This is a genomic window from Burkholderia multivorans ATCC BAA-247 (assembly GCF_000959525.1).
Classification (GTDB): domain Bacteria; phylum Pseudomonadota; class Gammaproteobacteria; order Burkholderiales; family Burkholderiaceae; genus Burkholderia; species Burkholderia multivorans.
Genome location: NZ_CP009832.1, coordinates 1,240,930 through 1,262,351, shown reverse-complemented (window position 1 = coordinate 1,262,351; position 21,422 = coordinate 1,240,930). Strand labels below are relative to the sequence as shown.

General features: G+C 69.0%; 23 protein-coding genes. 15 read left to right on the top strand and 8 right to left on the bottom strand.

The window, feature by feature from the left end; all coding sequences use genetic code 11:
* Positions 1 to 32: 32 nt before the first annotated feature.
* The 4 genes from NP80_RS18335 (at position 33) to NP80_RS18320 (ending at position 3,142) form a co-directional block, all read left to right on the top strand.
* A complete protein-coding gene (locus NP80_RS18335; protein WP_006408126.1) occupies positions 33 to 944 on the top strand; it encodes an AraC family transcriptional regulator in 912 nt (303 codons plus the stop codon).
* A gap of 136 nt (positions 945 to 1,080) precedes the next feature.
* Complete coding sequence (locus NP80_RS18330) at positions 1,081 to 1,848, top strand: AzlC family ABC transporter permease (protein WP_035489357.1); 768 nt, start codon at positions 1,081 to 1,083, stop codon at positions 1,846 to 1,848.
* Positions 1,845 to 2,183 carry an AzlD domain-containing protein gene (locus NP80_RS18325; RefSeq protein WP_006403031.1) on the top strand — a complete coding sequence of 113 codons (339 nt, stop codon included), beginning with the start codon at positions 1,845 to 1,847 and terminating at the stop codon, positions 2,181 to 2,183. Before NP80_RS18330 ends, NP80_RS18325 begins: the two co-directional genes overlap by 4 nt.
* A gap of 182 nt (positions 2,184 to 2,365) precedes the next feature.
* Positions 2,366 to 3,142 (top strand): DUF4088 family protein, encoded by a 777-nt coding sequence (locus tag NP80_RS18320; RefSeq protein WP_006403032.1) that lies wholly within the window; start codon positions 2,366 to 2,368, stop codon positions 3,140 to 3,142.
* A gap of 123 nt (positions 3,143 to 3,265) precedes the next feature.
* On the opposite strand, the gene NP80_RS18315 is transcribed toward NP80_RS18320, so the two are convergent.
* A complete protein-coding gene (locus NP80_RS18315; RefSeq protein WP_006400675.1) occupies positions 3,266 to 3,721 on the bottom strand; it encodes a hypothetical protein in 456 nt (151 codons plus the stop codon).
* 257 nt (positions 3,722 to 3,978) lie between these two features.
* Between NP80_RS18315 and NP80_RS18310 the strand changes: the two genes are divergently transcribed.
* From NP80_RS18310 to fumC, 3 genes are all read left to right on the top strand, one after another.
* Complete coding sequence (locus tag NP80_RS18310; RefSeq protein WP_006406220.1) at positions 3,979 to 4,200, top strand: RNA-binding S4 domain-containing protein; 222 nt, start codon at positions 3,979 to 3,981, stop codon at positions 4,198 to 4,200.
* 128 nt (positions 4,201 to 4,328) lie between these two features.
* Positions 4,329 to 5,717, top strand: a complete 1,389-nt coding sequence (gene norM, locus NP80_RS18305; protein WP_006400678.1) for a multidrug efflux MATE transporter NorM — start codon at positions 4,329 to 4,331, stop codon at positions 5,715 to 5,717.
* A gap of 118 nt (positions 5,718 to 5,835) precedes the next feature.
* Complete coding sequence (gene fumC / locus NP80_RS18300) at positions 5,836 to 7,230, top strand: class II fumarate hydratase (protein ID WP_006400679.1); 1,395 nt, start codon at positions 5,836 to 5,838, stop codon at positions 7,228 to 7,230.
* A 52-nt stretch (positions 7,231 to 7,282) separates the two neighbouring features.
* On the opposite strand, the gene NP80_RS18295 is transcribed toward fumC, so the two are convergent.
* Both NP80_RS18295 and NP80_RS31855 read right to left on the bottom strand, forming a co-directional pair.
* Complete coding sequence (locus NP80_RS18295; protein WP_006400680.1) at positions 7,283 to 7,795, bottom strand: acyl-CoA thioesterase; 513 nt, start codon at positions 7,793 to 7,795, stop codon at positions 7,283 to 7,285.
* 80 nt (positions 7,796 to 7,875) lie between these two features.
* On the bottom strand, positions 7,876 to 8,007 hold the full coding sequence (locus NP80_RS31855; protein ID WP_006400681.1) for a hypothetical protein: 132 nt from the start codon (positions 8,005 to 8,007) through the stop codon (positions 7,876 to 7,878).
* Between the two features lie 212 nt (positions 8,008 to 8,219).
* On the opposite strand from NP80_RS31855, the gene NP80_RS18290 reads away from it, so the two are divergent.
* Positions 8,220 to 8,927: an ArsR/SmtB family transcription factor gene (locus NP80_RS18290; protein WP_006400682.1), complete on the top strand. Its 708-nt coding sequence runs from the start codon at positions 8,220 to 8,222 to the stop codon at positions 8,925 to 8,927.
* 160 nt (positions 8,928 to 9,087) lie between these two features.
* Positions 9,088 to 11,640, top strand: a complete 2,553-nt coding sequence (locus NP80_RS18285; protein WP_035945046.1) for a DUF6600 domain-containing protein — start codon at positions 9,088 to 9,090, stop codon at positions 11,638 to 11,640.
* A gap of 96 nt (positions 11,641 to 11,736) precedes the next feature.
* Here NP80_RS18285 and NP80_RS18280 read toward each other — a convergent pair whose 3' ends face one another.
* Positions 11,737 to 12,708 (bottom strand): thymidylate synthase, encoded by a 972-nt coding sequence (locus NP80_RS18280; protein ID WP_006400684.1) that lies wholly within the window; start codon positions 12,706 to 12,708, stop codon positions 11,737 to 11,739.
* Between the two features lie 41 nt (positions 12,709 to 12,749).
* Positions 12,750 to 14,138 carry a sigma-54 dependent transcriptional regulator gene (locus tag NP80_RS18275; protein WP_006411866.1) on the bottom strand — a complete coding sequence of 463 codons (1,389 nt, stop codon included), beginning with the start codon at positions 14,136 to 14,138 and terminating at the stop codon, positions 12,750 to 12,752.
* Between the two features lie 473 nt (positions 14,139 to 14,611).
* Between NP80_RS18275 and NP80_RS18270 the strand changes: the two genes are divergently transcribed.
* Positions 14,612 to 14,932 (top strand): hypothetical protein, encoded by a 321-nt coding sequence (locus NP80_RS18270; protein ID WP_006406223.1) that lies wholly within the window; start codon positions 14,612 to 14,614, stop codon positions 14,930 to 14,932.
* Between the two features lie 29 nt (positions 14,933 to 14,961).
* On the opposite strand, the gene NP80_RS31445 is transcribed toward NP80_RS18270, so the two are convergent.
* The gene (locus NP80_RS31445; protein ID WP_006400687.1) at positions 14,962 to 15,132 is read right to left on the bottom strand and encodes a hypothetical protein; all 171 of its coding nucleotides are present in this window, start codon (positions 15,130 to 15,132) and stop codon (positions 14,962 to 14,964) included.
* Positions 15,133 to 15,158: 26 nt separating this feature from the next.
* Here NP80_RS31445 and NP80_RS18265 point away from each other — a divergent pair, with 26 nt between their 5' ends.
* Complete coding sequence (locus tag NP80_RS18265) at positions 15,159 to 15,659, top strand: dihydrofolate reductase (protein WP_006400688.1); 501 nt, start codon at positions 15,159 to 15,161, stop codon at positions 15,657 to 15,659.
* 91 nt (positions 15,660 to 15,750) lie between these two features.
* Here the strand turns inward: NP80_RS18265 and pmbA are convergent, their stop codons facing one another.
* On the bottom strand, positions 15,751 to 17,121 hold the full coding sequence (pmbA, locus tag NP80_RS18260) for a metalloprotease PmbA (RefSeq protein WP_006406224.1): 1,371 nt from the start codon (positions 17,119 to 17,121) through the stop codon (positions 15,751 to 15,753).
* Between the two features lie 128 nt (positions 17,122 to 17,249).
* Here pmbA and yjgA point away from each other — a divergent pair, with 128 nt between their 5' ends.
* Positions 17,250 to 17,852, top strand: coding sequence for a ribosome biogenesis factor YjgA (yjgA, locus tag NP80_RS18255; RefSeq protein ID WP_006411867.1), 603 nt, complete (start codon positions 17,250 to 17,252; stop codon positions 17,850 to 17,852).
* Positions 17,836 to 18,453 carry a molybdopterin adenylyltransferase gene (mog, locus tag NP80_RS18250; RefSeq protein WP_006406226.1) on the top strand — a complete coding sequence of 206 codons (618 nt, stop codon included), beginning with the start codon at positions 17,836 to 17,838 and terminating at the stop codon, positions 18,451 to 18,453. Before yjgA ends, mog begins: the two co-directional genes overlap by 17 nt.
* Positions 18,454 to 18,469: 16 nt before the next feature.
* Here mog and orn read toward each other — a convergent pair whose 3' ends face one another.
* Positions 18,470 to 19,105, bottom strand: coding sequence for an oligoribonuclease (gene orn, locus NP80_RS18245; RefSeq protein WP_006406227.1), 636 nt, complete (start codon positions 19,103 to 19,105; stop codon positions 18,470 to 18,472).
* A gap of 117 nt (positions 19,106 to 19,222) precedes the next feature.
* On the opposite strand from orn, the gene NP80_RS18240 reads away from it, so the two are divergent.
* Positions 19,223 to 20,482, top strand: coding sequence for a M48 family metallopeptidase (locus NP80_RS18240; RefSeq protein ID WP_006406228.1), 1,260 nt, complete (start codon positions 19,223 to 19,225; stop codon positions 20,480 to 20,482).
* On the top strand, positions 20,479 to 21,420 hold the full coding sequence (gene rsgA, locus NP80_RS18235) for a ribosome small subunit-dependent GTPase A (protein WP_006400695.1): 942 nt from the start codon (positions 20,479 to 20,481) through the stop codon (positions 21,418 to 21,420). The genes NP80_RS18240 and rsgA overlap by 4 nt, the downstream gene beginning before the upstream one ends.
* Positions 21,421 to 21,422: the final 2 nt, after the last annotated feature.

Here is a 21,422-nt window from a genome sequence, read left to right as displayed (position 1 = left end):
GCCGAATCGAACGCTGCGCGCCGAGCACGACCATGGCCGATCGCCGCCTTCGAGACTCCGCCCGCTACTGGCGTACGCCGCTGCTGCCGGACGCCGATCTCGTCACCGCAACCTATCGCGACCATGCGTTCGCGCCGCACTGGCACGACGCCTACACGATCCCCGTCATCCTCGAAGGCGCGGAGCGCTTCACCTATCGCGGCAGCGGTTACGTCGCGGAAGCGGGCACCATCCCCGTCATCAATCCCGGCGAAGTGCATACGGGCTCGCGCGGCGCGGACGAAGGCTGGCGCTATCGCGTGAGCTACGTGCCGGTCGACTTCATCCGCTCGCTCGCCGATGCGATCGTCGGCCGCCCGCAGAACGCGCCGTGGTTCCCGCCCGACGTGATCCGCGATGCCGATCTCGCCGCGCGCCTCGCGTGCGCGCACCGGATGATGGAAGCCGGCAGCACGGCAGCCGCGCGTGCGCGCGACGCATGGGCCGGCTACAGCGAGGACACCGACGTACGGCCGCCCCACGCGGCACGCGCCTACGATCCGCTCGCCGCGGAAACGGCGATGCTCGACGCGCTGTCGACGCTGATCGTGCGGCACGCGGACACGCGGCCGCGCCCCGCCCCGCTCGCCGCCGACGAACCGCGCGTCGAGGTGATGCGCGAGCGGCTCGCGGCCGATTTGACCGCCACCGTCACGCTCGACGAGGTCGCACAGGCGGCGGGGCTGTCGCCGTTTCACGCGGCGCGCCTGTTCACGCGCGCGACCGGGATGCCGCCGCATGCGTGGCGCAACCAGCTGCGGCTGCAGCGCGCCCTCGCGCCGCTGCGCGCGGGCGTGCCGGTCGCCGACGTCGCGGCCGCCAGCGGTTTCGTCGACCAGAGCCACTTCACGCGGCATTTCAAGCGGATGTTCGGCGTGCCGCCGGGACGCTGGCAGGCGCGGTAGACGCGCGGCCGGCCGCATCGCCTCTCTACGCTTGCATGGGTCGGCAGCCGCGGGCACGACCGTTGCGCGCCCGCGCGAGCGCGGCGGCGCAAGAACGTACAAGCCGGCCGCGCGCACGACCGCTATTCTCGCCGACATGGAGACACCACCCGCATCCCCGACACCGCGCCCGGCCGCACGCCGGCCGCTCAACGAATGGCTCGACGGCGCGCGCGACACGATCCCGATGATGATCGGCGCCGCGCCGTTCGGCGTGATCTTCGGCACGCTGGTCAGCGGCGGCCCGCTCGCCGCCTGGCACGGCGCGCTGATGTCGCTCGCCGTCTTCGCCGGCTCCGCGCAGTTCATCGCGCTCGGCCTGATCGCCGGCAGCGCGAGCTTCGTCGTCGTGCTCGCGACGACGTTCATCGTGAACCTGCGCCATCTGCTCTATAGCGCGACGCTCGCGCCGTACGTCGCGCATCTGCCGCTGCGCTGGCGCGCGACGCTCGGCGCGCTGATGACCGACGAAGTGTTCGCCGTCGCGTACGCGCACTACCGGCATTTCCCGCCCGGCACGATCGGCCCCCACTACTTCTTCGGTTCCGGGCTCGCGATGTACCTGAACTGGCAGATATGGACACTCGCCGGCATCGGCTTCGGCGCCGCGTTCCCGGGCCTGCAGTCGCTCGGCCTCGACTTCGCGATGGCGGCGACCTTCATCGCGATCGTCGTCCCGCAGCTCGGCACGCTGCGCTATCTCGCGGCGGCCGCAACGGCCGGCACGCTCGCGTATTTCTGGCAAGGATGGCCGTACAAGCTCGGGCTGCTCGGCGCTGTCGCGGTCGGCGTCGCGATCGGCGTGCTGCTGACGCTGCGGCACGAGCGCGCGCAGGCCGGCACGCGCTCGGAGGCCGCATCGTGAGCTACGCGCTGCTGATCCTCGGGATGGCCGTCATTACCTACGCGATCCGCACGACGCTGTTCCTGTTCGGCGAACGGCTGACCTTCCCGCCGCTCGTGCGCACGGCGCTCGCCTTCGTCCCCGTCACCGTGCTGACCGCGATCATCGTGCCGATGACGGTGTCGCCGCACGGCGGCGCGGCCGAACTGACGTGGCGCAACCCGCAGCTCGTCGGTGCGCTGGCCGCGGTGCTCGTATCGGCGACCACGCGCCGCCCGCTCGTGACGATCGCGGTCGGCCTGGCCGTGTTCTTCGTCTGGCAAGGCGTCGTGCTGCCGCACTGGGCGGGTGCCTAGCGGCCGCGCGCCGGCCCGCGCGATCGCGCAGTCGACGCCGCGCGCTCAAGTTTGCGCCGCACGTGTCGATATAGCGGGTGAAGACCCGCCATCGGCCTCCGCACGAACCGGCCCGTCGACGCAGCGCCGGCAGCGGCAGCCGCGTCGGCCGCCGCGCGCGTGGGCCGCCATCGAGACGATTCATGGGCCAGATCACCCTTTCCCTGAAGGACGACACCGTCGCGTCGCTGCGCAAGGACTACGATGCGTTCCTGCGCGTATCGCTGAAACTCGACCCGCATTTCGCGACACCGTCGTTCGAGGACTTCCTGCGCGCAAAGCTGCTCGACAACATGACGCCGCTCACCGAGCACGCGGTGCAGCGCATGCTCGAAGGCGGCCAGTACGCCTGGGCAAAGCGCACGCTCGACAAGGAATTTCCGGATGTCGTCGCGATCCTGATGCGGCAGGCCGGCGAATACGGTTTCGGGTTCGCATCGCGCGCCGAATGGACGCCGGACGAACTCGCGAAGGCCTGCCGCGACTGGGCGAAGGCGATCGTCGCGGAAGCGCAGGCCGACGCGTCGATGGTCGACCCGCTCGCCGCGCAGATCAAGGGCGCGGTGCACGACATCCGCACGCTCGAGGAGATGATGCAGACGCCCGCCTGGCGGCTCGCGGAATCGCTGCGCCAGCGGATCTACGAAGCGAAGCTCGCGTGCGAGATGAGCGTCGGCAGCGCCGCGCGCGACAAGCTCGGCGAACTGCGCGGGCTGTTGCGGCTCGGCCTCTCGCACGGTTCGTTCCAGAAGCAGGAAGCGCAGCAGATCATGGAATACCTGCGGCTGCTGAAACCGGAAATCTTCGTCGACGAGCCGTACGACATCTTCGCGCGGCTCGCCGCGTGGCTGCGCAGCGTGTTCACGCCGGCCGCCGCGCGGCCCGCGCCAGGGCCGGAGCACGGCCAGCGCCGGCCCTGAGTTCGCGCCGCACCAACGAAACGGGCGGCCCGGTCCGCCTCAGCGCGAACCGGGCCGCCCGGTGACCGCCGTCACGGCGCGCCGTCAGGGACGAGCGCCGCGCGGCGAGCCGCGATCGCCGGCTTACTGCGAGCCGGCGCCCGCCGACGCACCGCCCTGAACGCCGGCGCCTTCGGTTGCCGCGTCGCCGACCTTCGAGTTCGTCGAGCCTGCGCGATGCTTGGCCGACTTCGCGGTGTGCTTCATATGCTTCTTCGTCGAATGAACGGCCGACCCGGTCGTGTCGTTCGCGCCGTTCGCCGCTGCGCCGACCGAATCCGTCGCACCGCCGACCGCGTTACCCGACCCGCTCATGCCGGCGCCACCCTGCGTACCTGCCGCAGCGCCCGTGCCTGTGCCTGTACCTGCGCCCGTCCCCACGCCTGCGCCTGCACCCGCACCCATTCCGGCGCCCGGCGCCTGCGTCTGCGCGCCAGCGCCGGCCGTGCCCTGCGCAGCCGTACCCGTCTGGGCGAAGGCGGCCGAAGTGGCAAACGCCGTCAGCGCGGCACCGATCAGCATCGTACGAATCTTGGACATGACAATCCTCCTCAAGAGTTGTGGGCGCGAACCGCGTCGGTGCGATCCGTCGCGTCGCCCGCTGCGAAAACATGCAGCAGGTAACGCGAGAGACACGCGGCCGATGCAGCCGGTTCTGCAATCTCTCAGACTGTTACCCACGGTTTCATTTGCTGACGAATCGCTCACACTCGCTCACATCCGGCCCGCTCGCGCGCCGGCGCGCGGTGCCGTATGATGCGGGGCGATTCCTCCCGCGCATCGCGCGCACTTTCGTCATGCCCAATCTGGATTTCACGCTGACCGGCGACTACGTCGAGCTGCACAACCTTCTGAAGATCACAGGCCTCGCCGACAGCGGCGGCACCGCGAAGATGATCGTCGCGTCCGGCGCGGTGAAAGTCGACGGCGCGGTCGAGCTGCGCAAGACCTGCAAGATTCGGGCTGGCCAGGTCGTGCTGTTCGGCGATACGCGCATCGCCGTGCACGGCGGCGCGTAGCGTTCCCCCTGTCCGCGACATGGCCATCGCCGCGCGCGTTCGACACCGTGCGAATAAAGCCGTAAGCTAGCCGTCTCTCAAAATAAATACAGGCAGCGCGGGCCCGCACTCGCGCGAGCGCCCTCTCCATGTCGCATTCCGGTCTTACGCGGACGGCCGCCGCGCCGCCGTCCCTGTCCCGTCACGCCGCCGATACCGCGCGCCTCGCCGCGCCGCTCGCGATCGCACAGCTCTCGCAGATGGCGATGAGCGTCACCGACACGGTGCTGCTCGGCTCGCTCGGCCCCGATTCGCTCGCGGCCGGCGGCCTTGGGGCGAACTTCTTCTTCGTGATCGTCACCGTGCTGCAGGGTGTGCTGTCGTCGGTCAGCGTCAGCGTCGCGCATGCGCGCGGCGCGCAGGCCGACGATCGCGTGCCGCACATCTACTGGACCGGCTTCGTGCTGTCGGTGCTGCTCGCGATTCCGGCGATCGTCGCGCTGTCGCTCGCCGAACCGATCCTGCTGATGTTCCACGAACCGCCGACGCTCGCGCATCACGTCGGCCAGTACACGGGCATCCTGCGCTTCGCGGCGCTCGGCAGCCTGATCGGCGTCGGCCTCATGCGCGCGTTCCTGCCGGCGATCGGCGCGGCACGCCGCTTGCTGTGGGTGTCGATCGGCGGCGTCGGCGTGAACGCCGTGCTGAACTACGGGCTGATTCACGGCGCGTTCGGGCTGCCGCGGCTCGGCTTTCTGGGTTCGGCCGTCGCGACGACGATCACGATCTGGCTGACCGCGCTCGCGCTGATCTGGCTGCTGCACGGGCGCCAGCGCTTTCGCCATTTCGTGACGGCCGCGCGCCCGAAGCTGCCGGTGATGGGCGAGCTGATCGGGATCGGCTGGCCCGTCGCGATCACCTACGGGGTCGAGTCGACGCTGTTCCTCGCGACCGGGCTGACGGTCGGCGTGCTCGGCGCGACCTCGCTCGCCGCGCACCAGATCGCGCTGAACGTCGCATCGGTGTCGTTCATGGTGCCGCTCGCGATCGGCCAGGCGGCGAACGTGCGCGTCGGCTACTGGGTCGGCGCCGGCGAACCGGTCGCCGCACGCCATGCGGGCTTCGTCGCGCTCGGGCTCGGCATCGCGTTCATGTCGCTGTCCGGCCTCGTGATGATCGTCGCGCCGCACACGATCGTCGGGCTCTACCTGCATCTCGACGATCCGGCGAACGCCGGCACGGTCGCACTCGCCGCGTCGCTGCTCGGCATCGCCGCGGTATTCCAGATCGTCGACGGGATGCAGACCGTCGCGTCGGGCGCGTTGCGCGGGCTCAAGGACACGCGCATCCCGATGCTCGCGGCGACCTTCGGCTACTGGGGAATCGGCTTTCCGACCGGCTACTGGCTCGCGTTCCATGCCGGACTCGGCGCGCGCGGCCTGTGGTGGGGGCTCGCGGCCGGCCTCGCGAGCGTCGCCGCGCTGATGGCGTGGCGCTTCCATCTGAAGAGCGCGTCGTTGGCGAGCGCCGCGCGCTGAGCGCGACACGACGCGAAATCGCGGCCGGCGCTATGCTTGTCGACTGAACACCCACACGCCTCACGATACGCCCTCGCCGCGCGCCGCGCGGCCTTCCCCTTTTCTCGAGGAGTGCATCATGAACGAAGCAGTCCGGATGGAACGCGACACGTTCGGCGAGATCGCCGTCCCGGCCGACCGGCTCTGGGGCGCGCAAACCGAGCGCTCGCTGCAGAATTTCCGGATCTCGACGGAAAAACAGTCGCCCGAGCTGATCCATGCGCTGGCGATCGTCAAGCGCGCGGCGGCGGCCGTGAACCAGTCGCTCGGCGTGCTCGCCGACGACAAAGCGCAGGCGATCATTGCCGCGGCCGACGAGATCATCGCCGGCAAGCATGCGCGCGAATTCCCGCTCGCGGTCTGGCAGACGGGCTCCGGCACGCAGACCAACATGAACCTGAACGAAGTGATCGCGAACCGCGCGAGCGAGCTGATGGGCGGCGAGCGCGGCGAAGCGCGCAAGGTTCATCCGAACGACGACGTGAACCGCGGCCAGTCGTCGAACGACGTGTTCCCGACCGCGATGCACGTCGCGGCCGCGTACGCGATCGTCAATCATCTGCTGCCCGCGCTGCGCACGCTGCGCGCGACGCTCGACGCGAAGTCGAAGGCGTTCGCCGACATCGTGAAGATCGGCCGCACGCACCTGCAGGACGCGACGCCGCTCACGCTCGGCCAGGAGTTCTCAGGCTACGTTGCGCAGCTCGACCAGGGCATCCGGCATGTCGAATCGGCGCTGCCGCATCTTTACGAGCTCGCGCTCGGCGGCACCGCGGTCGGCACCGGGCTGAACGCGCATCCGGAATTCGCGGCGCGCGTGGCCGGCGAGATCGGCCGCCTGACGAAGCTGCCGTTCGTCACGGCGCCGAACAAGTTCGAGGTGATGGCGGCCGCCGACGCGCTGGTGTTCGCGCACGGCGCGCTGAAGACCGTCGCGGCGGGCCTGATGAAGATCGCGAACGACGTGCGCTGGCTCGCGAGCGGCCCGCGCTGCGGGCTCGGCGAGTTGTCGATCCCCGAAAACGAGCCCGGCAGCTCGATCATGCCGGGCAAGGTCAATCCGACGCAGTCGGAAGCCGTCACGATGCTGTGCTGCCAGGTGTTCGGCAACGACGTCGCGGTGAACGTCGGCGGCGCAAGCGGCAATTTCGAGCTGAACGTGTTCCGGCCGATGATCGCGCACAACGTGCTGCAGTCGGTCCGGCTGCTCGCGGACGGCGCGCAGAGCTTCAACGATCACTGCGCGGTGGGCATCGAGCCGAACCGCGCGCGCATCGATTTGCTGCTGAACGAATCGCTGATGCTCGTGACCGCGCTCAATCCGCATATCGGCTACGACAAGGCCGCGCAGATCGCGAAAAAGGCGCACAAGGAAGGCACGACGCTGAAGGCCGCCGCGCTGGCGCTCGGTTATCTGACCGAGGCGGAATTCGACGAGTGGGTCAGGCCGGAGCAGATGGTCGGCACACGCTGAGCGTCGGCCCGCGCGGCGCAATGCAAACGGGGGCGCACGCGCCCCCGCGTCGTCACACTTCGCCCTTCGCGACTTCTTCCGGCTTCATCTCGACGATCTTGTCGAGTGCCGCGCGCACGTCCATCGCGTATTTCGCGAGCCGCTTCTGCTCGTCGGTTTCCGGCACGAACGTCGGCACCGGCAGCGGATTGCCGTTCTCGTCGACGGCCACGAACACGACGAGACAATCGGTCGTCTGACGCAGTACGCCGCCCTTCGGATCGCCGGCATGCACGGACACGTGAATGTGCATGCTGGTGCGCCCGGTCGCGACGACGCGCGCCTTCAGCTCGACGAGGTTGCCGACGAGGATCGGACGCTGGAAGCGGATGTTGCCGACGCTGACCGTCACGCAGTAGCGGCTCGACCAGACCGCCGCGCATGCATATGCGACCTCGTCGATCCATTTCATCAGCGCGCCGCCGTGCACCTTGCCGCCGAAGTTCACGGACGACGGTTCGGCGAGGAAGCGGAATACGGTTTCGTTGCGGTCGAGGGGAGCCGGAACGGGGGACGAATGGGACATCGTTTAACTCCAGGCAACAGCGGCGCTGTAACGGCGCGATTATACGTTGCACTGCGACAACGCGCCGCGCAACGGAGCCCTCAATAGCGGACCGTCACGCCCTGATCGATCGTCCCGTACATTTCGAGGCTGCCGCCTCGCTCGGCGGCGCCGCCCTGCGCGCACGCGGCGCACACGAGCACGGCCGCCAGCAGACAGAAAAACGTCTTCATCGTTGCATCGTGTCGGATCGCGGCGGCCCGCTGCCGCCGCGTTCGCCCATTCTACGCGCGGCGCGGCTGCCGCTGCGGATCCGCGCTGCGCCGGTCGGCGGCTGTCGGCGGCTGTGCCGCTGCGTGGGGCCGCATCGACATTTCAGCCGGGCCCGAAACATCGAATGCCGGCAGCGCCTACACTGCGAATCATTCCCAGACGCGAGACGACGATGAGCGACCACGACGATCACCACTTTCCGGGCCTGAACCGCATCGGCGCGCTACTGGCCGACCCGGGCCGCGCGGCGATGCTGTGGGCGCTGATGGACGGCAGCGCGCGCCCGGCCGGGGAGCTGACGATGATCGCGGGGCTGTCGCCGTCCGCGGCGAGTGCGCACCTCGCGCGGCTGACCGAAGGCGGGCTGCTCGCCCTCGAGGTGCGCGGCCGGCACCGCTACTTCCGGCTGGCGTCGGCCGACATCGCCGCATCGCTCGAAGCGCTCGCGAACGTCGCGCGCGCGGCCGCGCCGCACCGGCCGGTGCCGCCGCCCTCGCGCACGGTGCCGGCCGAGCTGCGCTACGCGCGCACCTGCTACGACCACATGGCGGGCGAACTCGCAGTGCGCATCTTCGACAGTCTGAACGCGCGCGGCTGGCTGCACGCGAACGGCGATGCGATCGAGACGACCGAACTCGGCGCGCAAGCGCTCGCGCGCTGGGGCATCGACGTCGCGCAGCAGCGCGCGCGGCGGCGCCGCTTCGCGTGCGAGTGCCTGGACTGGAGCGAGCGCCGCGCGCATCTGGGCGGCGCGCTCGGCGCCGCGATGCTCGACAGCTTCTGCGCGCACGGCTGGGTCGAGCGCACGTCGCGCCCGCGCGTGCTGCGCGTGACGGTGCCCGGACAGCAGGCGCTCGACGCCTGGCTGACGACCGGCTGACGCACACATTGCGCGCGCACGACAGCGAGGCGCGATGGACAGGTTTTGTTACATCGCCGCCGATCGGACTTACAAAACGCAGCGCACTGAAACAGGTCGAGCGGATATCGTGAATCGAGCGGCACGAATCGACGTGCCGACATCACGACCATCGCTCACCATGGCTTTTCTGTTCGCGCGCAAGCGCACCACGCGCGTCACGCTGTTCGCCGTCGCGGCGCTCGCCGCGGTGCCGCCCGTTTTCGCGCAAACGGCCGCACCCGCACCGTATGCGGCGGCTGCGCAGCCGTCCGCCGGCGACCCGCCCGGTCGCGTCGCGCGGCTGAACTACCTGTCCGGCGCGGTGACGACCGAGCCGGCCGGCACCGACGCATGGTCGTATGCCGCGGTGAACCGGCCGCTCACGACCGGCGATCAGCTCTGGAACGACGCCGGCGCCCGCTCGGAACTGCACATCGGCTCGACCGCGGTGCGCCTCGGCGCCTCGACGAGCCTGTCGGTGCTGAACCTCGACGATTCGACGACGCAGCTGAAAGTCGGCCTCGGCACGCTCTCGACGCACGTGCGCGCGCTACCGGCCGGCACGTCGTACGAAATCGATACGCCGAACCTCGCGCTCGGCATTACGGCGCCGGGCGATTATCGCGTCGACGTCGCGCCCGATGGCGCAAGCACGACGGTCACCGTGCGCAGCGGCAGCGCGACGGTCTACGGCAGCAACGGCCAATATCCGCTCTCCGCCGGGCAACAGGCCGTGTTTACCGGCACCGACCTGCAGATCGCGCAGCAGTCGGCCGCGCCGCCGCCCGACGCGCTCGACCGGTGGGCCGCGGGACGCGACGCGGCCGAGGACCGGTCGGTGTCGGCCCGCTACGTGTCCCGCGACATCCCCGGCTATCAGGACCTCGACGCGAACGGCACGTGGCGCGACACGCCGGCGTACGGCCCCGTCTGGGTGCCGAACGACACGCCGGCCGACTGGGCGCCGTATCACGACGGCCACTGGATCTGGCAGGCGCCCTGGGGCTGGACCTGGGTCGACGACGCGCCATGGGGCTTCGCGCCCTATCACTACGGTCGCTGGGCCTACGTCGACGATCGCTGGGCGTGGGTGCCGGGGCCGACGGCCGTCAGCGCGCCGCCCGCCTATGCGCCGGCGCTCGTCGCGTTCGTCGGCGGCGGCGACGGGCCCGACTGGAGCGTCGCGCTGACGGTCGGCGGCGTCGCCGCGGCCGGCTGCGCGTGGTTCGCGCTCGGACCGGGCGAGCCGTGGCATCCGGCCTGGGGCGGATGGAGTCCGCACTACTACGAACGCGTGAACCGGATTACCGTGAACAACACCGTGAACGTGACGAACGTGCACAACACGTACGTGAATTTCGGCGCGCCGCATGCGATCGCGGCCGTGCCCGCGACCGCGTTCGTGCACGGCCAGCCGGTCGCGCGCTTTGCGCAGCACGTCGATCCGCGGCAATGGCGCAACGCGCACGTGGTGCCGGGCACGCCGGGCATTGCGCCGGTGCGGCAAAGCTTCACGGGCGGCCTGCGTACCGCGAGCTATCGGCCGCCCGCCGCGATCGGCCAGCATCCGTTCGTCGCCACGCGCAATCCGGCCGTACCGGCCGCGTATCGCGATCAGGCGGCCGCGCATCTGGTGCGCAAGGGCGAACACGTGCCGGGCGCCGGCACGCCGATCGCGAAGACGAGCGTGCCGCCCGATTACGCGGCGCGGCCCGTGCGCGTGCCGGGCGCCGCGCACACGGGCGCATGGGCGATGCGCAACGTGCAGCTCGTGAATCCGCACGGTCCGATCGTGCATCCGGCGCCGCGCAACGCGACGGCAGCGCCGGGCGCCGCGGCGCCGATGCCGGCTCAGGCGGGACGACCCGGTGTGCCGGGCGCCGTTGCATTCGTGGGACCGCATGGGCCGAACGGCGCGAGACCGGCGGTCGAGGGACACGCCATGCCGCCTGCCGCGAACGGCGACGCCGCGCACGCGCCCGGCAGCGCGCAGGCGCGCGCAGCGTTCGCCGGCGCAGGAGCAGTCCCGCATCCGCCCGCGACAGCGGCGGGCGTGGCCGATGCCGCGCATGGCGGACAGCCCGCCGCTGCCCGGCCGGAGCCTGCGTGGATGCAGCCGCATACGCCGCTCGTGCGTCAGCGCCCGACTCCGGCGCCGGCCGCTACGGCTGCGCTGCCGGGCGCGGGCGGGCACGCGGCGCCGCCTTTACACGGCGTCGCACAGCCGGCTCAGGCGCAGCATGCGCCCGACGCCCGACAGGCTCCGGAGCAATCGAACGCGCGGCGCGAAGCCCCGCGCACGTCCGCGCAACCGCCGCTTCAAACGGCGCAGATCCCGCAACCGCGCCCCGACTTCCGCGAACCGGCCCGTCACGCTCAACCCCAGCCGCAGCCGGAACGCGCGGTGCCGGCCCCGCGACCGCAGCGCGAATTCGCGCAACCGGCGCCGCGCCACGACGCCGCCCCGCCGCGCGCGAACGAATTCCGGCCGCCCGCGGTGGCGCGCGAAATGCCGCGCCCGCAGCCGCCGGCACCGCGCATGGAATCGCATCCGTCGATGCCTGCACCGCATGTCGAACAGCGCGCGCCGATGCCCGCACCGCATATCGAGCCGCGTCCGCAGCCGGCGCCGCACGCGGAGGCGCCGCATCCCGCCAACCCACCGCACGACGACGAACGGCGCCGACACTGAGCGGCGCGCCCGCCCAAACGACGAAGGCCCGACCGGCATACACCGGTCGGGCCTTCGTCGTTGCCGAGCGGAACGGCCGAGCCGGCCGCCGGGCCGTCAGACCGCCATCGGCGCGGTCAGCGGCTCATGGTGTCGGTAGCCGACCAGCGAGAAATCCGACGGCTCGACGCGTTCGAGCCATTCCGGCTCGTAGACGCCGGTTTTCGCGTATTCCGGCACGCGATCGGCGATCACGAGCCGCGGGCTTTCGTACGGCTCGCGCTTGAGCTGCTGCTGCAGCATGTCGAGCTGGTTCTCGTAGATATGCGCATCGCCGATGAAGTACGTGAACCAGCGCGGCGTATAGCCCGTCAACCGGCCGACGAGCGACAGCAGCGCCGCGCCTTCGGTCAGGTTGAACGGCGTGCCGAGCCCGACGTCGTTGCTGCGGATATACAGGCACAGCGAGATTTCGCGCTTCGCGACGTTGGGCAGGAACTGGTACAGCAGATGGCAGGCGGGCAGCGCGATCTGGTCGAGGACCGCCGGATTCCACGCATGAAACAGAATGCGTCGATCGGCGGGATTCTCCATGATCGTGTCGAGACACTGACGCAGCTGATCGATCGCCTTGTACAGCAGCACCTTCTGCGCGCCATCCTCGTCGAAGCGCGTGACGATCCGGAAACCTCGGCGCTGCGCGTCGGCGAGCTGCGCGTCCGCGTGCGCGTCGAGCACCTTGTAGCCCGGCCACTGGCGCCACTGCACGCCGTACACGTCGCCCAGATCGTCGACGCCCTGCCGGTACGGATTCGCGAGCCATTGCGCGTTCTCGTTCGCGTTGGCGTCCCAGACCTTGCAGCCGAGCGCGCGGAAATCGGCCGCGCTGCGCGATGCGCGCAGAAAGCCGATCAGCTCGCCGATCGCGGACTTGAACGCAAGTTTCTTCGTCGTGACGGCCGGGAAGCCCTGCTGCAGGTCGAACCGCAACATCGCGCCCGGCATGCTGATGGTGCGGATGCCCGTGCGGTTCTCCTGCCAGGTGCCGGTGTCGAGGATGGTGCGAACGAGGTCGAGATACTGTTTCATGCGGGTTCCTTCGGCCGCGAGGGCGGCCGTACCCGCAGATTTTAGCAAGCGTGGCGAGGAAGCTCCGGCGGCGGCGGCGAAAACGGCGCGAGCGTGTCGCCGCGGTCGCGCATCCCGTGTGCACACATCAGCCGATACAGCGTCACGCGCGACACCCCCAGTTCGCGCGCGGCGTCCGCGAAACGGCCGCGATGCCGCAGCAGCGCCTGCTCGATCGCCTGCCGCTCGGCCGCTTCGCGCGCCTCGACGAGCGACACCGGCGCGAGCGCCGCATAGTCGTTCAGCTCGAGATCGGCCGCGGTGATCGTCCGACCTTCCGACATCACGATCGCGCGCCGCACGCGATTGATCAGCTCGCGCACGTTGCCGGGCCACGCATAGCCGTACAGCGCGGCGACCGCATCGGGCGAGAACCCGCGCAGACGGCGATGCGCGTCGCCCTTGAAACGCTCGAGCATGTGGCGCGCAAGCACCTCGATATCGCGGCCCCGCGCCCGCAGCGGCGGTTCCTCGATCTTCAGCACGCAGAGACGATGAAATAGATCCTCGCGGAACCGGCCTTCGCGCAGCGCTGCCTCCATGTCGACGTGCGTCGCGCAGATCACGCGCACGTCGACCGGCACCGACGCATGCGCGCCGAGTCGTTCGATCTTCCCTTCCTGCAGGAAGCGCAGCAGGCTCGCCTGGCTCTCGAGCGGCAGATCGCCGATCTCGTCGAGAAACAGCGTGCCGCCGTTCGCGGCTTCGACACGCCCGATCTTGCGCTGATTCGCGCCCGTGAATGCGCCGCGCTCGTAGCCGAACAGCTCGGCCTGCAGCAGCGTCGCCGGAATCGCGCCGCAATTGATCGCGACGAACGGCGCGTGCGCACGCGCCGAGCGCTCATGAATCGCGACGGCCGTGAGCTCCTTGCCGGTACCCGATTCGCCGGAAATGAAAACCGGCGCGTCGGTCATCGCGACGCGCCGGATCGTCTTGAACAACGCGAGCATCGCGTCGCACGTGCCGACCATCTCGCCTTCGCCGCGCCCGCCGGACGCGACCGGATCGCTCAGTGCAATCATGCCGTGCGCATGCCCGACCGTTTCCACGATGCGCGCTGTCTCGTACGGCATCGTCACATAGTCGAAACAGTAATCGCGGATCACATGCCGCAGCATCGGGTCCTGCAACTGGCCGCGACACGTTGCCGCGATCCAGCCGACGTGCTGGATGCTCAGGCACGACTCCAGCTCGCGCAGCTCCGCGGGCTTGAAGCCTGGCGAGAAATCGAGGAATCCCGCGGTGGCGACGCCCTGCTGCACGACGCGCCGTACGTCGCGTACGGTCTCCGCGAGATCGACGCGCCAGCCGCAGTCGTCGAAATGGCCGCGCAATGCGTCGTCCGGCTCGCGCGAATAATAGATCACATGCCGCTGCTCGGCTCCCATATGCTCACCCCGTTCGTCCACCGTGTAACGATTGCCGCGCACGCACGTCACGTGCGAAAAATTCGAATCGGGCCCGGCCCGATGCGCGGCAACAGCAGGCCTCGCATAATGGCGCTTGTCTGGCGTCCAGATTGTTGTTGTCGGATGGTCTCCGTGACAGCCGTCGAACGACATGAAGCCGTGTCGGCGCATGTGTCGATCCGGCCGACTGCTCAGGATTTCGATCGATCAATCATCTGCACATAGCGCGGGCGCAGCGAAGCGTTCGACATCGACACACGCGCCGATTGTCGTCCCGGATGCGCAGCGATTGAATCCGCAGTATTCCGGAGCCCTGTCGTTTCACGACTGAAACATTTTTTGCGCTTCTTCCCGCGTCGTTCGCGACACGCGTACGCGCATGCCCGTCGCGACAACGCTCTCGCCGCGATGGCATGCATTTCGCTGAATAGCGAATAACAGGGAGAGCGGCCATGCAAAAACGCCTTTTACATTCTTTCATTCCGCTCGCGATTGCCGCCGCGTATGCGTTCGCACCCGCGCACGCAGACGAAAGCGCGCGCGCCGCACGCGACACCTGGCTACGCGACGCGGCGCCCGGCATGCGGACGCACGAAGGCGCGGGGATCATCGCGGTGTCGGCGCCGCGGCCGGTGCCGGCCGGCAAGATGTCGGTGACGCTTTGGGATGAAATCGGGCCGCCCGCGCCGTTGCCGACGCCGCTGCCCGCGCCGCAGCCGTCCGATGTCCAGCACGCGATGCACGAAGGCGCGGAAACCAACGTGCATCAATGAAACGTCCGCGCCGATCGCACGACAGTCGATCAGGATCGCGTATCGATCGTCTGTACGGTATCGGCAACACGATCGATCGACATCGCCACCTCGTGCGATGCAACGGTTTCGAGCCCGTCCCCCGGCGGGCATTTTTTTGTCTGCACGCAGGCGCAGCGCGCCGCGAGGAGGCGCGCCCGTTCCGGTAGAATCGGCGCCATTCCGGTTCTTCCTCTCTCCGACCTTCATGACGACGTTGACCTTGATCGTCGCGCGCGCCCGCAACGGCATCATCGGCCGCGACAACCAGCTGCCCTGGAAACTTCCTGAAGACCTCGCGTTCTTCAAGCGCACGACGATGGGCGCGCCGATCGTGATGGGGCGCAAGACGCACGAGTCGATCGGCCGTCCGCTGCCGGGCCGCCGCAACATCGTCGTCACGCGCGACGCGTCGCGCCGCTTCGACGGCTGCGACACCGTCACGTCGCTTGCCGATGCGCTCGCGCTCGCCGCGCGCGACGGTGCCGCGGAAGCATTCCTGATCGGCGGCGCGCAACTGTATGCGGAAGGCCTCGCCCAGGCGGATAAGCTGATCGTCACCGAGATCGATGCCGACTTCGAAGGCGACGCATCGTTTCCGGCGCCCGATCCCGCACAGTGGCAGGAAGTGTCGCGCGATGCGCATCAGGCTGCCGCGCCGAACACGTTCGGTTACGCATTCGTCGTCTACGCACGCAAGCGCGGCTGATACGTACCGCCCCATGAAAAAAAAACGACCGGCTCGCGCCGATCGGTTTTTTTTCGTCCAAGCGCGCCGCCGACGCGGCGCAGTGCCGTGCTTACTGGCCGGCGATCGTCATCTGCTCGATCAGCACCGAGCCGGTTTCCTTCGTGCCGCGCACGATCGAATCCGCGCCGATCGCGACGATGTGCCGGAACATTTCCTGCAGCGTGCTTGCGACGGTAATCTCCTCGACCGGATACTGGATCACGCCGTTCTCGACCCAGAAGCCCGCCGCGCCGCGCGAATAATCGCCGGTCACGTAGTTCACGCCCTGCCCCATCAGTTCGGTCAGCAGCAGGCCCGTGCCGAGCTTCTTCAGCATTGCGTCGAAATCGTCGCCCGGCTGCGTGTTCGAGCTGCGCAAAGCGAGGTTGTGCGAGCCGCCGGCGTTGCCGGTGGTCTGCGTGCCGAGCTTGCGCGCCGAATACGTCGACAGGAAATAGCCTTCGACGACGCCGTCCTTCACGACGCTGCGCGAGCGCGTGCGCACGCCCTCTTCGTCGAACGGCGCGCTACCCATCGCGCGCGGCACGTGTGGATCCTCGACGATCTGCACGTGCGGCGCGAACACCGGCTTGCCGAGGCTGTCGACGAGGAACGACGTCTTCCGGTACAGCGCGCCGCCGCTCACTGCCTGCACGAACGCGCCGAGCAGACCGGCCGCGAGCGGTGCTTCGAACAGCACGGGCACCTTGCGCGTGTCGAGGCGACGCGCGCCCATGCGCGCGAGCGCACGCTCCGCGGCATAGCGGCCCACCGCTTCCGGCGCGGCGAGATCGGCCGCGCTGCGCTTCGACGTGTACCAGTCGTCGCGCTGCATGTGACGGCCGCTGCCCGCGATCGGCGCGCACGCGATGTAGTGACGCGAGTACGGATAGCCGCCGAGGAAGCCGCGCGACGTGGCGAGCACGAACTGCGAATGCTGCGCGGACACGCTCGCGCCTTCCGAATTGCGGATCTGCGGGCTGACCGCGAACGCGGCGTCTTCCGCGCGGCGCGCGATGTCGACGGCTTCGTCGGCCGACAGCGCCCACGGGTGATAGAGATCGAGATCGCGCGGATCGGTCTCGAGCAGTTCGGCTTCGGCGAGGCCGGCCGCGTCGTCCTCGGCCGTGAAGCGCGCGATGTTGTAGGCCGCTGCGACCGTATCCTTGATGGCGGCCGGCGAGAAATCGGACGTGCTCGCGTTGCCGCGCTTCTTGCCGATGAACACCGTCACGCCGACCATCTTGTCGCGATTGTGCTCGATCGTCTCGACCTCGCCGCGGCGCACCGAGACGGACAGGCCGTCGCCTTCGGAGATTTCGGTCGCCGCGTCCGTCGCGCCGAGCGCCTTCGCATGGCGAAGAATGTCCGAGGCGATTTCTTTGAGCTGATCCTGCGTGTGCGGGAAATAGCGCGCTTGTACGTCGAGATTGGCTGCCATCGTCGTGATATCCGGTGGCGGGCAGGCCGCCCGCATGGTCAAAATGTTGCGTATCCCGCGATCATAGCAAGGTCCGCGGCCGGATACCGACAAGCTGGGCGCATGCGCGCCGCGATACAATGCCGCCCATGAACCGCAAAACCCGAATCCAGCCGATCGAGCATGCCGACGACGACGTCGACAACGGCTACGATCGCCCCAGCAAATCCCAGTTGAAGCGCGAAATGCACGCGCTGCAGGAACTTGGCCAGGCGCTCGTCGACCTGCCGAAAGACGCGCTCAAGCGCATGCCGATGCCCGACGATCTCGCGGAGGCCGTGTTCGAGGCACGCCGGATCACCGACCACGAAGGCAAGCGCCGCCAGCTGCAATACGTCGGCCGCGTGATGCGCTCGCTGACCGACGACGAAACGGCTGCGCTGCGCACCGCACTCGACGCGCAGCGCGGCGTGAACAAGGCCGCGACCGCGCGGCTGCACTGGATCGAGCGCACGCGCGAGCGGCTGCTCGCCGACGACGCGGCGCTGACCGAATTCATTCGCCAGTATCCGGACGCCGACGTGCAGGAAGGCCGCACGCTGATCCGCAACGCGCGCAAGGAAGCGCAGCTCGGCAAGCCGCCGCGCTACTTCCGCGAGCTGTTCCAGTGGATCAAGACCGCGAGCGGCACGCCCAACACCGACGATACGGCGTCCGACGAAGCCGGAGACGACGATGACGACGCAGCGTAATCATCCCGACGAGCTCGTGGTCGGCCTCGTGTCGATCAGCGACCGCGCCAGCACCGGCGTCTACGAAGACCAGGGCATTCCGGCGCTGCAGGCATGGCTCGGCACCGCGCTGACCTCGCCGTGGCGCGCGCACACGCGGCTGATCCAGGACGACACGGCGACGATCTCCGCGACGCTCGTCGAGCTCGTCGACGTCGCGCGCTGCGATCTCGTGTTGACGACGGGCGGCACGGGCCCCGCGCGTCGCGACGTGACGCCCGAGGCGACGCTGGCGGTGGCCACGAAGGAAATGCCGGGATTCGGCGAACAGATGCGGCAGATCAGCCTGAACTTCGTGCCGACCGCGATCCTGTCGCGGCAGGTCGCGGTGATCCGCGAAACGGCCGACCACGCGGCGCTGATCATCAACCTGCCGGGGCAGCCGAAGTCGATCCGCGAAACGCTCGAAGGGCTGCGCGATGCCGACGGCAAGTCGACCGTGCCCGGCATCTTTGCCGCGGTGCCCTACTGCATCGACCTGATCGGCGGGCCGTACATCGAGACCGACGCCGCGGTGGTCGCGGCGTTTCGGCCGAAAAGCGCGCAGCGCGCGCCGCGCTGAGCGCGTGCCGGGCCGCTCAGGCGGCCGGCGCCGACTCGCCCGCCGATGCGGCTGCGGAGGCTGCGGAAGCCGCCGGAATCAGGAAGTGCTGGCGATAGTACTTGAGCTCGTCGATCGATTCGTGGATGTCGGCCAGCGCCGTATGCATCGCACGCTTCTGGAACCCCTTGTAGATCGCCGGCTGCCAGCGGCGGCAGAGCTCCTTGAGTGTGCTGACGTCGAGGTTCCGGTAGTGGAAGAAGCGCTCGAGCTCCGGCATCCAGCGCGCCATGAAGCGGCGGTCCTGGCAGATCGAGTTGCCGCACATCGGCGACTTGCCGGGCGGCACGTATTGCGCGAGGAAGGCCTGCAGCTGCGCGGCGGCCTCCGCTTCGGTCACGGTCGATGCGCGCACGCGGTCGATCAGACCCGAGCGGCCGTGCGTCGACTTGTTCCAGTCGTCCATCTTCGCGAGCGTTTCGTCGCTCTGGTGGATCGCGAACACGGGACCTTCGACGGCGATCTCGAGCGTGGAGTTGGTCACGACGACCGCGATCTCGATGATGCGGTCGTTATCCGGGTCGAGGCCCGTCATCTCCATGTCGAGCCAGACGAGATTCAACTCGTTGCGCACGAGTGCGGGCTGGCTGGCGGAAGCGGCGGTATCGGTCATGAGTCATCCTGGAAAATGGCGGACGGCGCGCGGCGCCGTCCGGACGGCCGGCCTCGCCTCTGCGGGCGCCGTCCGCAAGAACATATAATTCTCGCATAGAACCCTTTGGCGCCTTCGATGTCACCCTTTTCGTTCACCCTGCTGTTCGCGTGCGCCGTGCTCGCGATGGTCGTCACCAAACTGTGGCTCGCGTCGCGGCAAATCCGCTTCGTCGCCGCGCATCGCGATCGCGTGCCCGCGCAGTTCGCCGCCAAGGTGCCGCTCGGCGCGCACCAGCGCGCGGCCGACTATACGGTCGAGCGCACGCGCCTGACGATGCTCGAGATCGTCGTCAGCGCGGGCGTGCTAGTCGCGCTCACGCTGCTCGGCGGCGTCGGCGCGCTCGACACGCTGCTGACCGGCTGGTTCGGGCGCGGCTACGGCCAGCAGGTCGCGCTCGTCGCCGTCGTGCTCGCGATCACCGGCGCGATCGACGTGCCGTTCGAGTATTACCGCCAGTTCGGGATCGAGCAGCGCTTCGGCTTCAACCGGATGACGAAGCGGCTGTTCTTCACCGACATGCTGAAGAACACGCTGCTCGGCGCCGTACTCGGGCTGCCGCTGCTGTTCGTCGTGCTCTGGCTGATGAACCAGGCCGGCAGCCTGTGGTGGCTGTGGGCGTGGCTCGTCTGGGTCGCGTTCCAGATGCTCGTGCTGCTGATCTATCCGACCTTCATCGCGCCGCTCTTCAACAAGTTCGAGCCGCTGACCGACGAAGCGCTGCGTGCGCGGATCGAATCGCTGATGAAGCGCTGCGGTTTCGCCGCGAAAGGCCTGTTCGTGATGGACGGCAGCCGCCGCTCCGCGCACGGCAACGCCTACTTCACGGGCTTCGGCGCATCGAAGCGGATCGTGTTCTTCGATACGCTGTTGGCGCGGCTGTCCGGCCAGGAAATCGAGGCGGTGCTCGCGCACGAACTCGGCCATTTCAAGCGGCGCCATGTGATGAAGCGCATGCTCGTGTCGTTCGTGCTGAGCCTTGCGCTGCTCGCGCTGCTCGGCTGGCTCGCGCAGCGCACGTGGTTTTACACAGGGCTCGGCGTGATCCCGTCGCTCGATTCGAGCAATGCAGGCGTCGCGCTCGTGCTGTTCTTCCTCGCGATTCCCGTGTTCCTGTTCTTCGCGACGCCGTTCGGCAGCCTCACGTCGCGCAAGCACGAGTTCGAAGCCGACGCGTTCGCGGCCAGCCAGACCGACGCGCAGGACCTTGTCAGCGCGCTCGTGAAGCTGTACGAGGACAACGCGTCGACGCTGACGCCCGACCCCGTCTACACGGCCTTCTACTACTCGCATCCGCCCGCGTCGCAGCGGATCGACCGTCTGCTGCAGCAAGCATGAGCCGGCCGACCTCCCGCAAGCCGGCCGCGCGCGCATCGGGCGCCGAACGTGTCGAGGGCCGCGTGATCGCGGCGCACGGCCGCCACTACATCGTCGCGCCCGACGACGGCGGCCCAATGCTCCAGTGCTTTCCGCGCGGCAAGAAGAGCGACGTCGCGGTCGGCGATCGCGTCGTCTACGAACGCACGTCGGCCGATCAGGGCGTGATCGTCGAGATCGGCGAGCGGCGCAACCTGCTGTATCGGTCCGATCAGTTCAAGTCGAAGCTGTTCGCCGCGAACCTCGACCAGTTGCTGATCGTGCTCGCGACCGAACCGTACTTCAGCGAGGATCTGCTCGGGCGCGCGCTGATCGCGGCCGAGGCCAATGAGCTCAAGCCGATCGTCGTGCTGAACAAGATCGACGTCGAGGCCGCGCTGCCCGTCGCGCGCGAGCGGCTCGCACCGTACCGCGCGCTCGGCTATGAGGTGCTCGAGCTGTCGGTGAAAGGCGCGCCGGACGACGCGCGCGCACAACTGATGCCGCATCTGGCCGGCCGTTCGACGATCCTGCTCGGTCAGTCGGGGATGGGCAAATCGACGCTCGTCAATCTGCTCGTGCCGGAAGCCGAAGCCGCGACGCGCGAAATCTCCGCTGCGCTGAACAGCGGTCGCCACACGACGACGTTCACGCGCCTCTATCCGCTGCCGGGCGGCGGCGCGCTGATCGATTCGCCCGGTTTCCAGGAGTTCGGCCTCTACCATCTGACCGAAGGCCGACTCGAACGCGCGTTTCCGGAATTCCGTCCGCTGCTCGCACACTGCCGTTTCTATAATTGCCATCATCTGCACGAGCCGGGCTGCGCGATCCTCGAAGCCGTCGCCGACGGTCGCATCGCGCCATCACGGCATGCGCTGTACGCGCAGCTCGTTCACGAGGCGAGCCAGGTCGTGCGTTGACG

Bases quoted from the DNA above. Each gene is read 5' to 3' on its own strand.
- NP80_RS18335 (WP_006408126.1), top strand. From the start codon at position 33: ATGGCCGATCGCCGCCTTCGAGACTCCGCCCGCTACTGGCGTACGCCG.
- NP80_RS18295 (WP_006400680.1), bottom strand. From the start codon at position 7,795: ATGTCCCATTCGTCCCCCGTTCCGGCTCCCCTCGACCGCAACGAAACC.
- NP80_RS18330 (WP_035489357.1), top strand. From the start codon at position 1,081: ATGGAGACACCACCCGCATCCCCGACACCGCGCCCGGCCGCACGCCGG.
- NP80_RS18290 (WP_006400682.1), top strand. From the start codon at position 8,220: ATGAGCGACCACGACGATCACCACTTTCCGGGCCTGAACCGCATCGGC.
- pmbA (WP_006406224.1), bottom strand. From the start codon at position 17,121: ATGGCAGCCAATCTCGACGTACAAGCGCGCTATTTCCCGCACACGCAG.
- NP80_RS18310 (WP_006406220.1), top strand. From the start codon at position 3,979: ATGCCCAATCTGGATTTCACGCTGACCGGCGACTACGTCGAGCTGCAC.
- NP80_RS18275 (WP_006411866.1), bottom strand. From the start codon at position 14,138: ATGGGAGCCGAGCAGCGGCATGTGATCTATTATTCGCGCGAGCCGGAC.
- NP80_RS18285 (WP_035945046.1), top strand. From the start codon at position 9,088: ATGGCTTTTCTGTTCGCGCGCAAGCGCACCACGCGCGTCACGCTGTTC.
- NP80_RS31445 (WP_006400687.1), bottom strand. From the start codon at position 15,132: ATGGCGCCGATTCTACCGGAACGGGCGCGCCTCCTCGCGGCGCGCTGC.
- NP80_RS18270 (WP_006406223.1), top strand. From the start codon at position 14,612: ATGCAAAAACGCCTTTTACATTCTTTCATTCCGCTCGCGATTGCCGCC.
- yjgA (WP_006411867.1), top strand. From the start codon at position 17,250: ATGAACCGCAAAACCCGAATCCAGCCGATCGAGCATGCCGACGACGAC.
- NP80_RS31855 (WP_006400681.1), bottom strand. From the start codon at position 8,007: ATGAAGACGTTTTTCTGTCTGCTGGCGGCCGTGCTCGTGTGCGCCGCG.
- NP80_RS18315 (WP_006400675.1), bottom strand. From the start codon at position 3,721: ATGTCCAAGATTCGTACGATGCTGATCGGTGCCGCGCTGACGGCGTTT.
- fumC (WP_006400679.1), top strand. From the start codon at position 5,836: ATGAACGAAGCAGTCCGGATGGAACGCGACACGTTCGGCGAGATCGCC.
- NP80_RS18240 (WP_006406228.1), top strand. From the start codon at position 19,223: ATGTCACCCTTTTCGTTCACCCTGCTGTTCGCGTGCGCCGTGCTCGCG.
- norM (WP_006400678.1), top strand. From the start codon at position 4,329: ATGTCGCATTCCGGTCTTACGCGGACGGCCGCCGCGCCGCCGTCCCTG.
- mog (WP_006406226.1), top strand. From the start codon at position 17,836: ATGACGACGCAGCGTAATCATCCCGACGAGCTCGTGGTCGGCCTCGTG.
- NP80_RS18320 (WP_006403032.1), top strand. From the start codon at position 2,366: ATGGGCCAGATCACCCTTTCCCTGAAGGACGACACCGTCGCGTCGCTG.
- NP80_RS18265 (WP_006400688.1), top strand. From the start codon at position 15,159: ATGACGACGTTGACCTTGATCGTCGCGCGCGCCCGCAACGGCATCATC.
- orn (WP_006406227.1), bottom strand. From the start codon at position 19,105: ATGACCGATACCGCCGCTTCCGCCAGCCAGCCCGCACTCGTGCGCAAC.
- NP80_RS18280 (WP_006400684.1), bottom strand. From the start codon at position 12,708: ATGAAACAGTATCTCGACCTCGTTCGCACCATCCTCGACACCGGCACC.
- rsgA (WP_006400695.1), top strand. From the start codon at position 20,479: ATGAGCCGGCCGACCTCCCGCAAGCCGGCCGCGCGCGCATCGGGCGCC.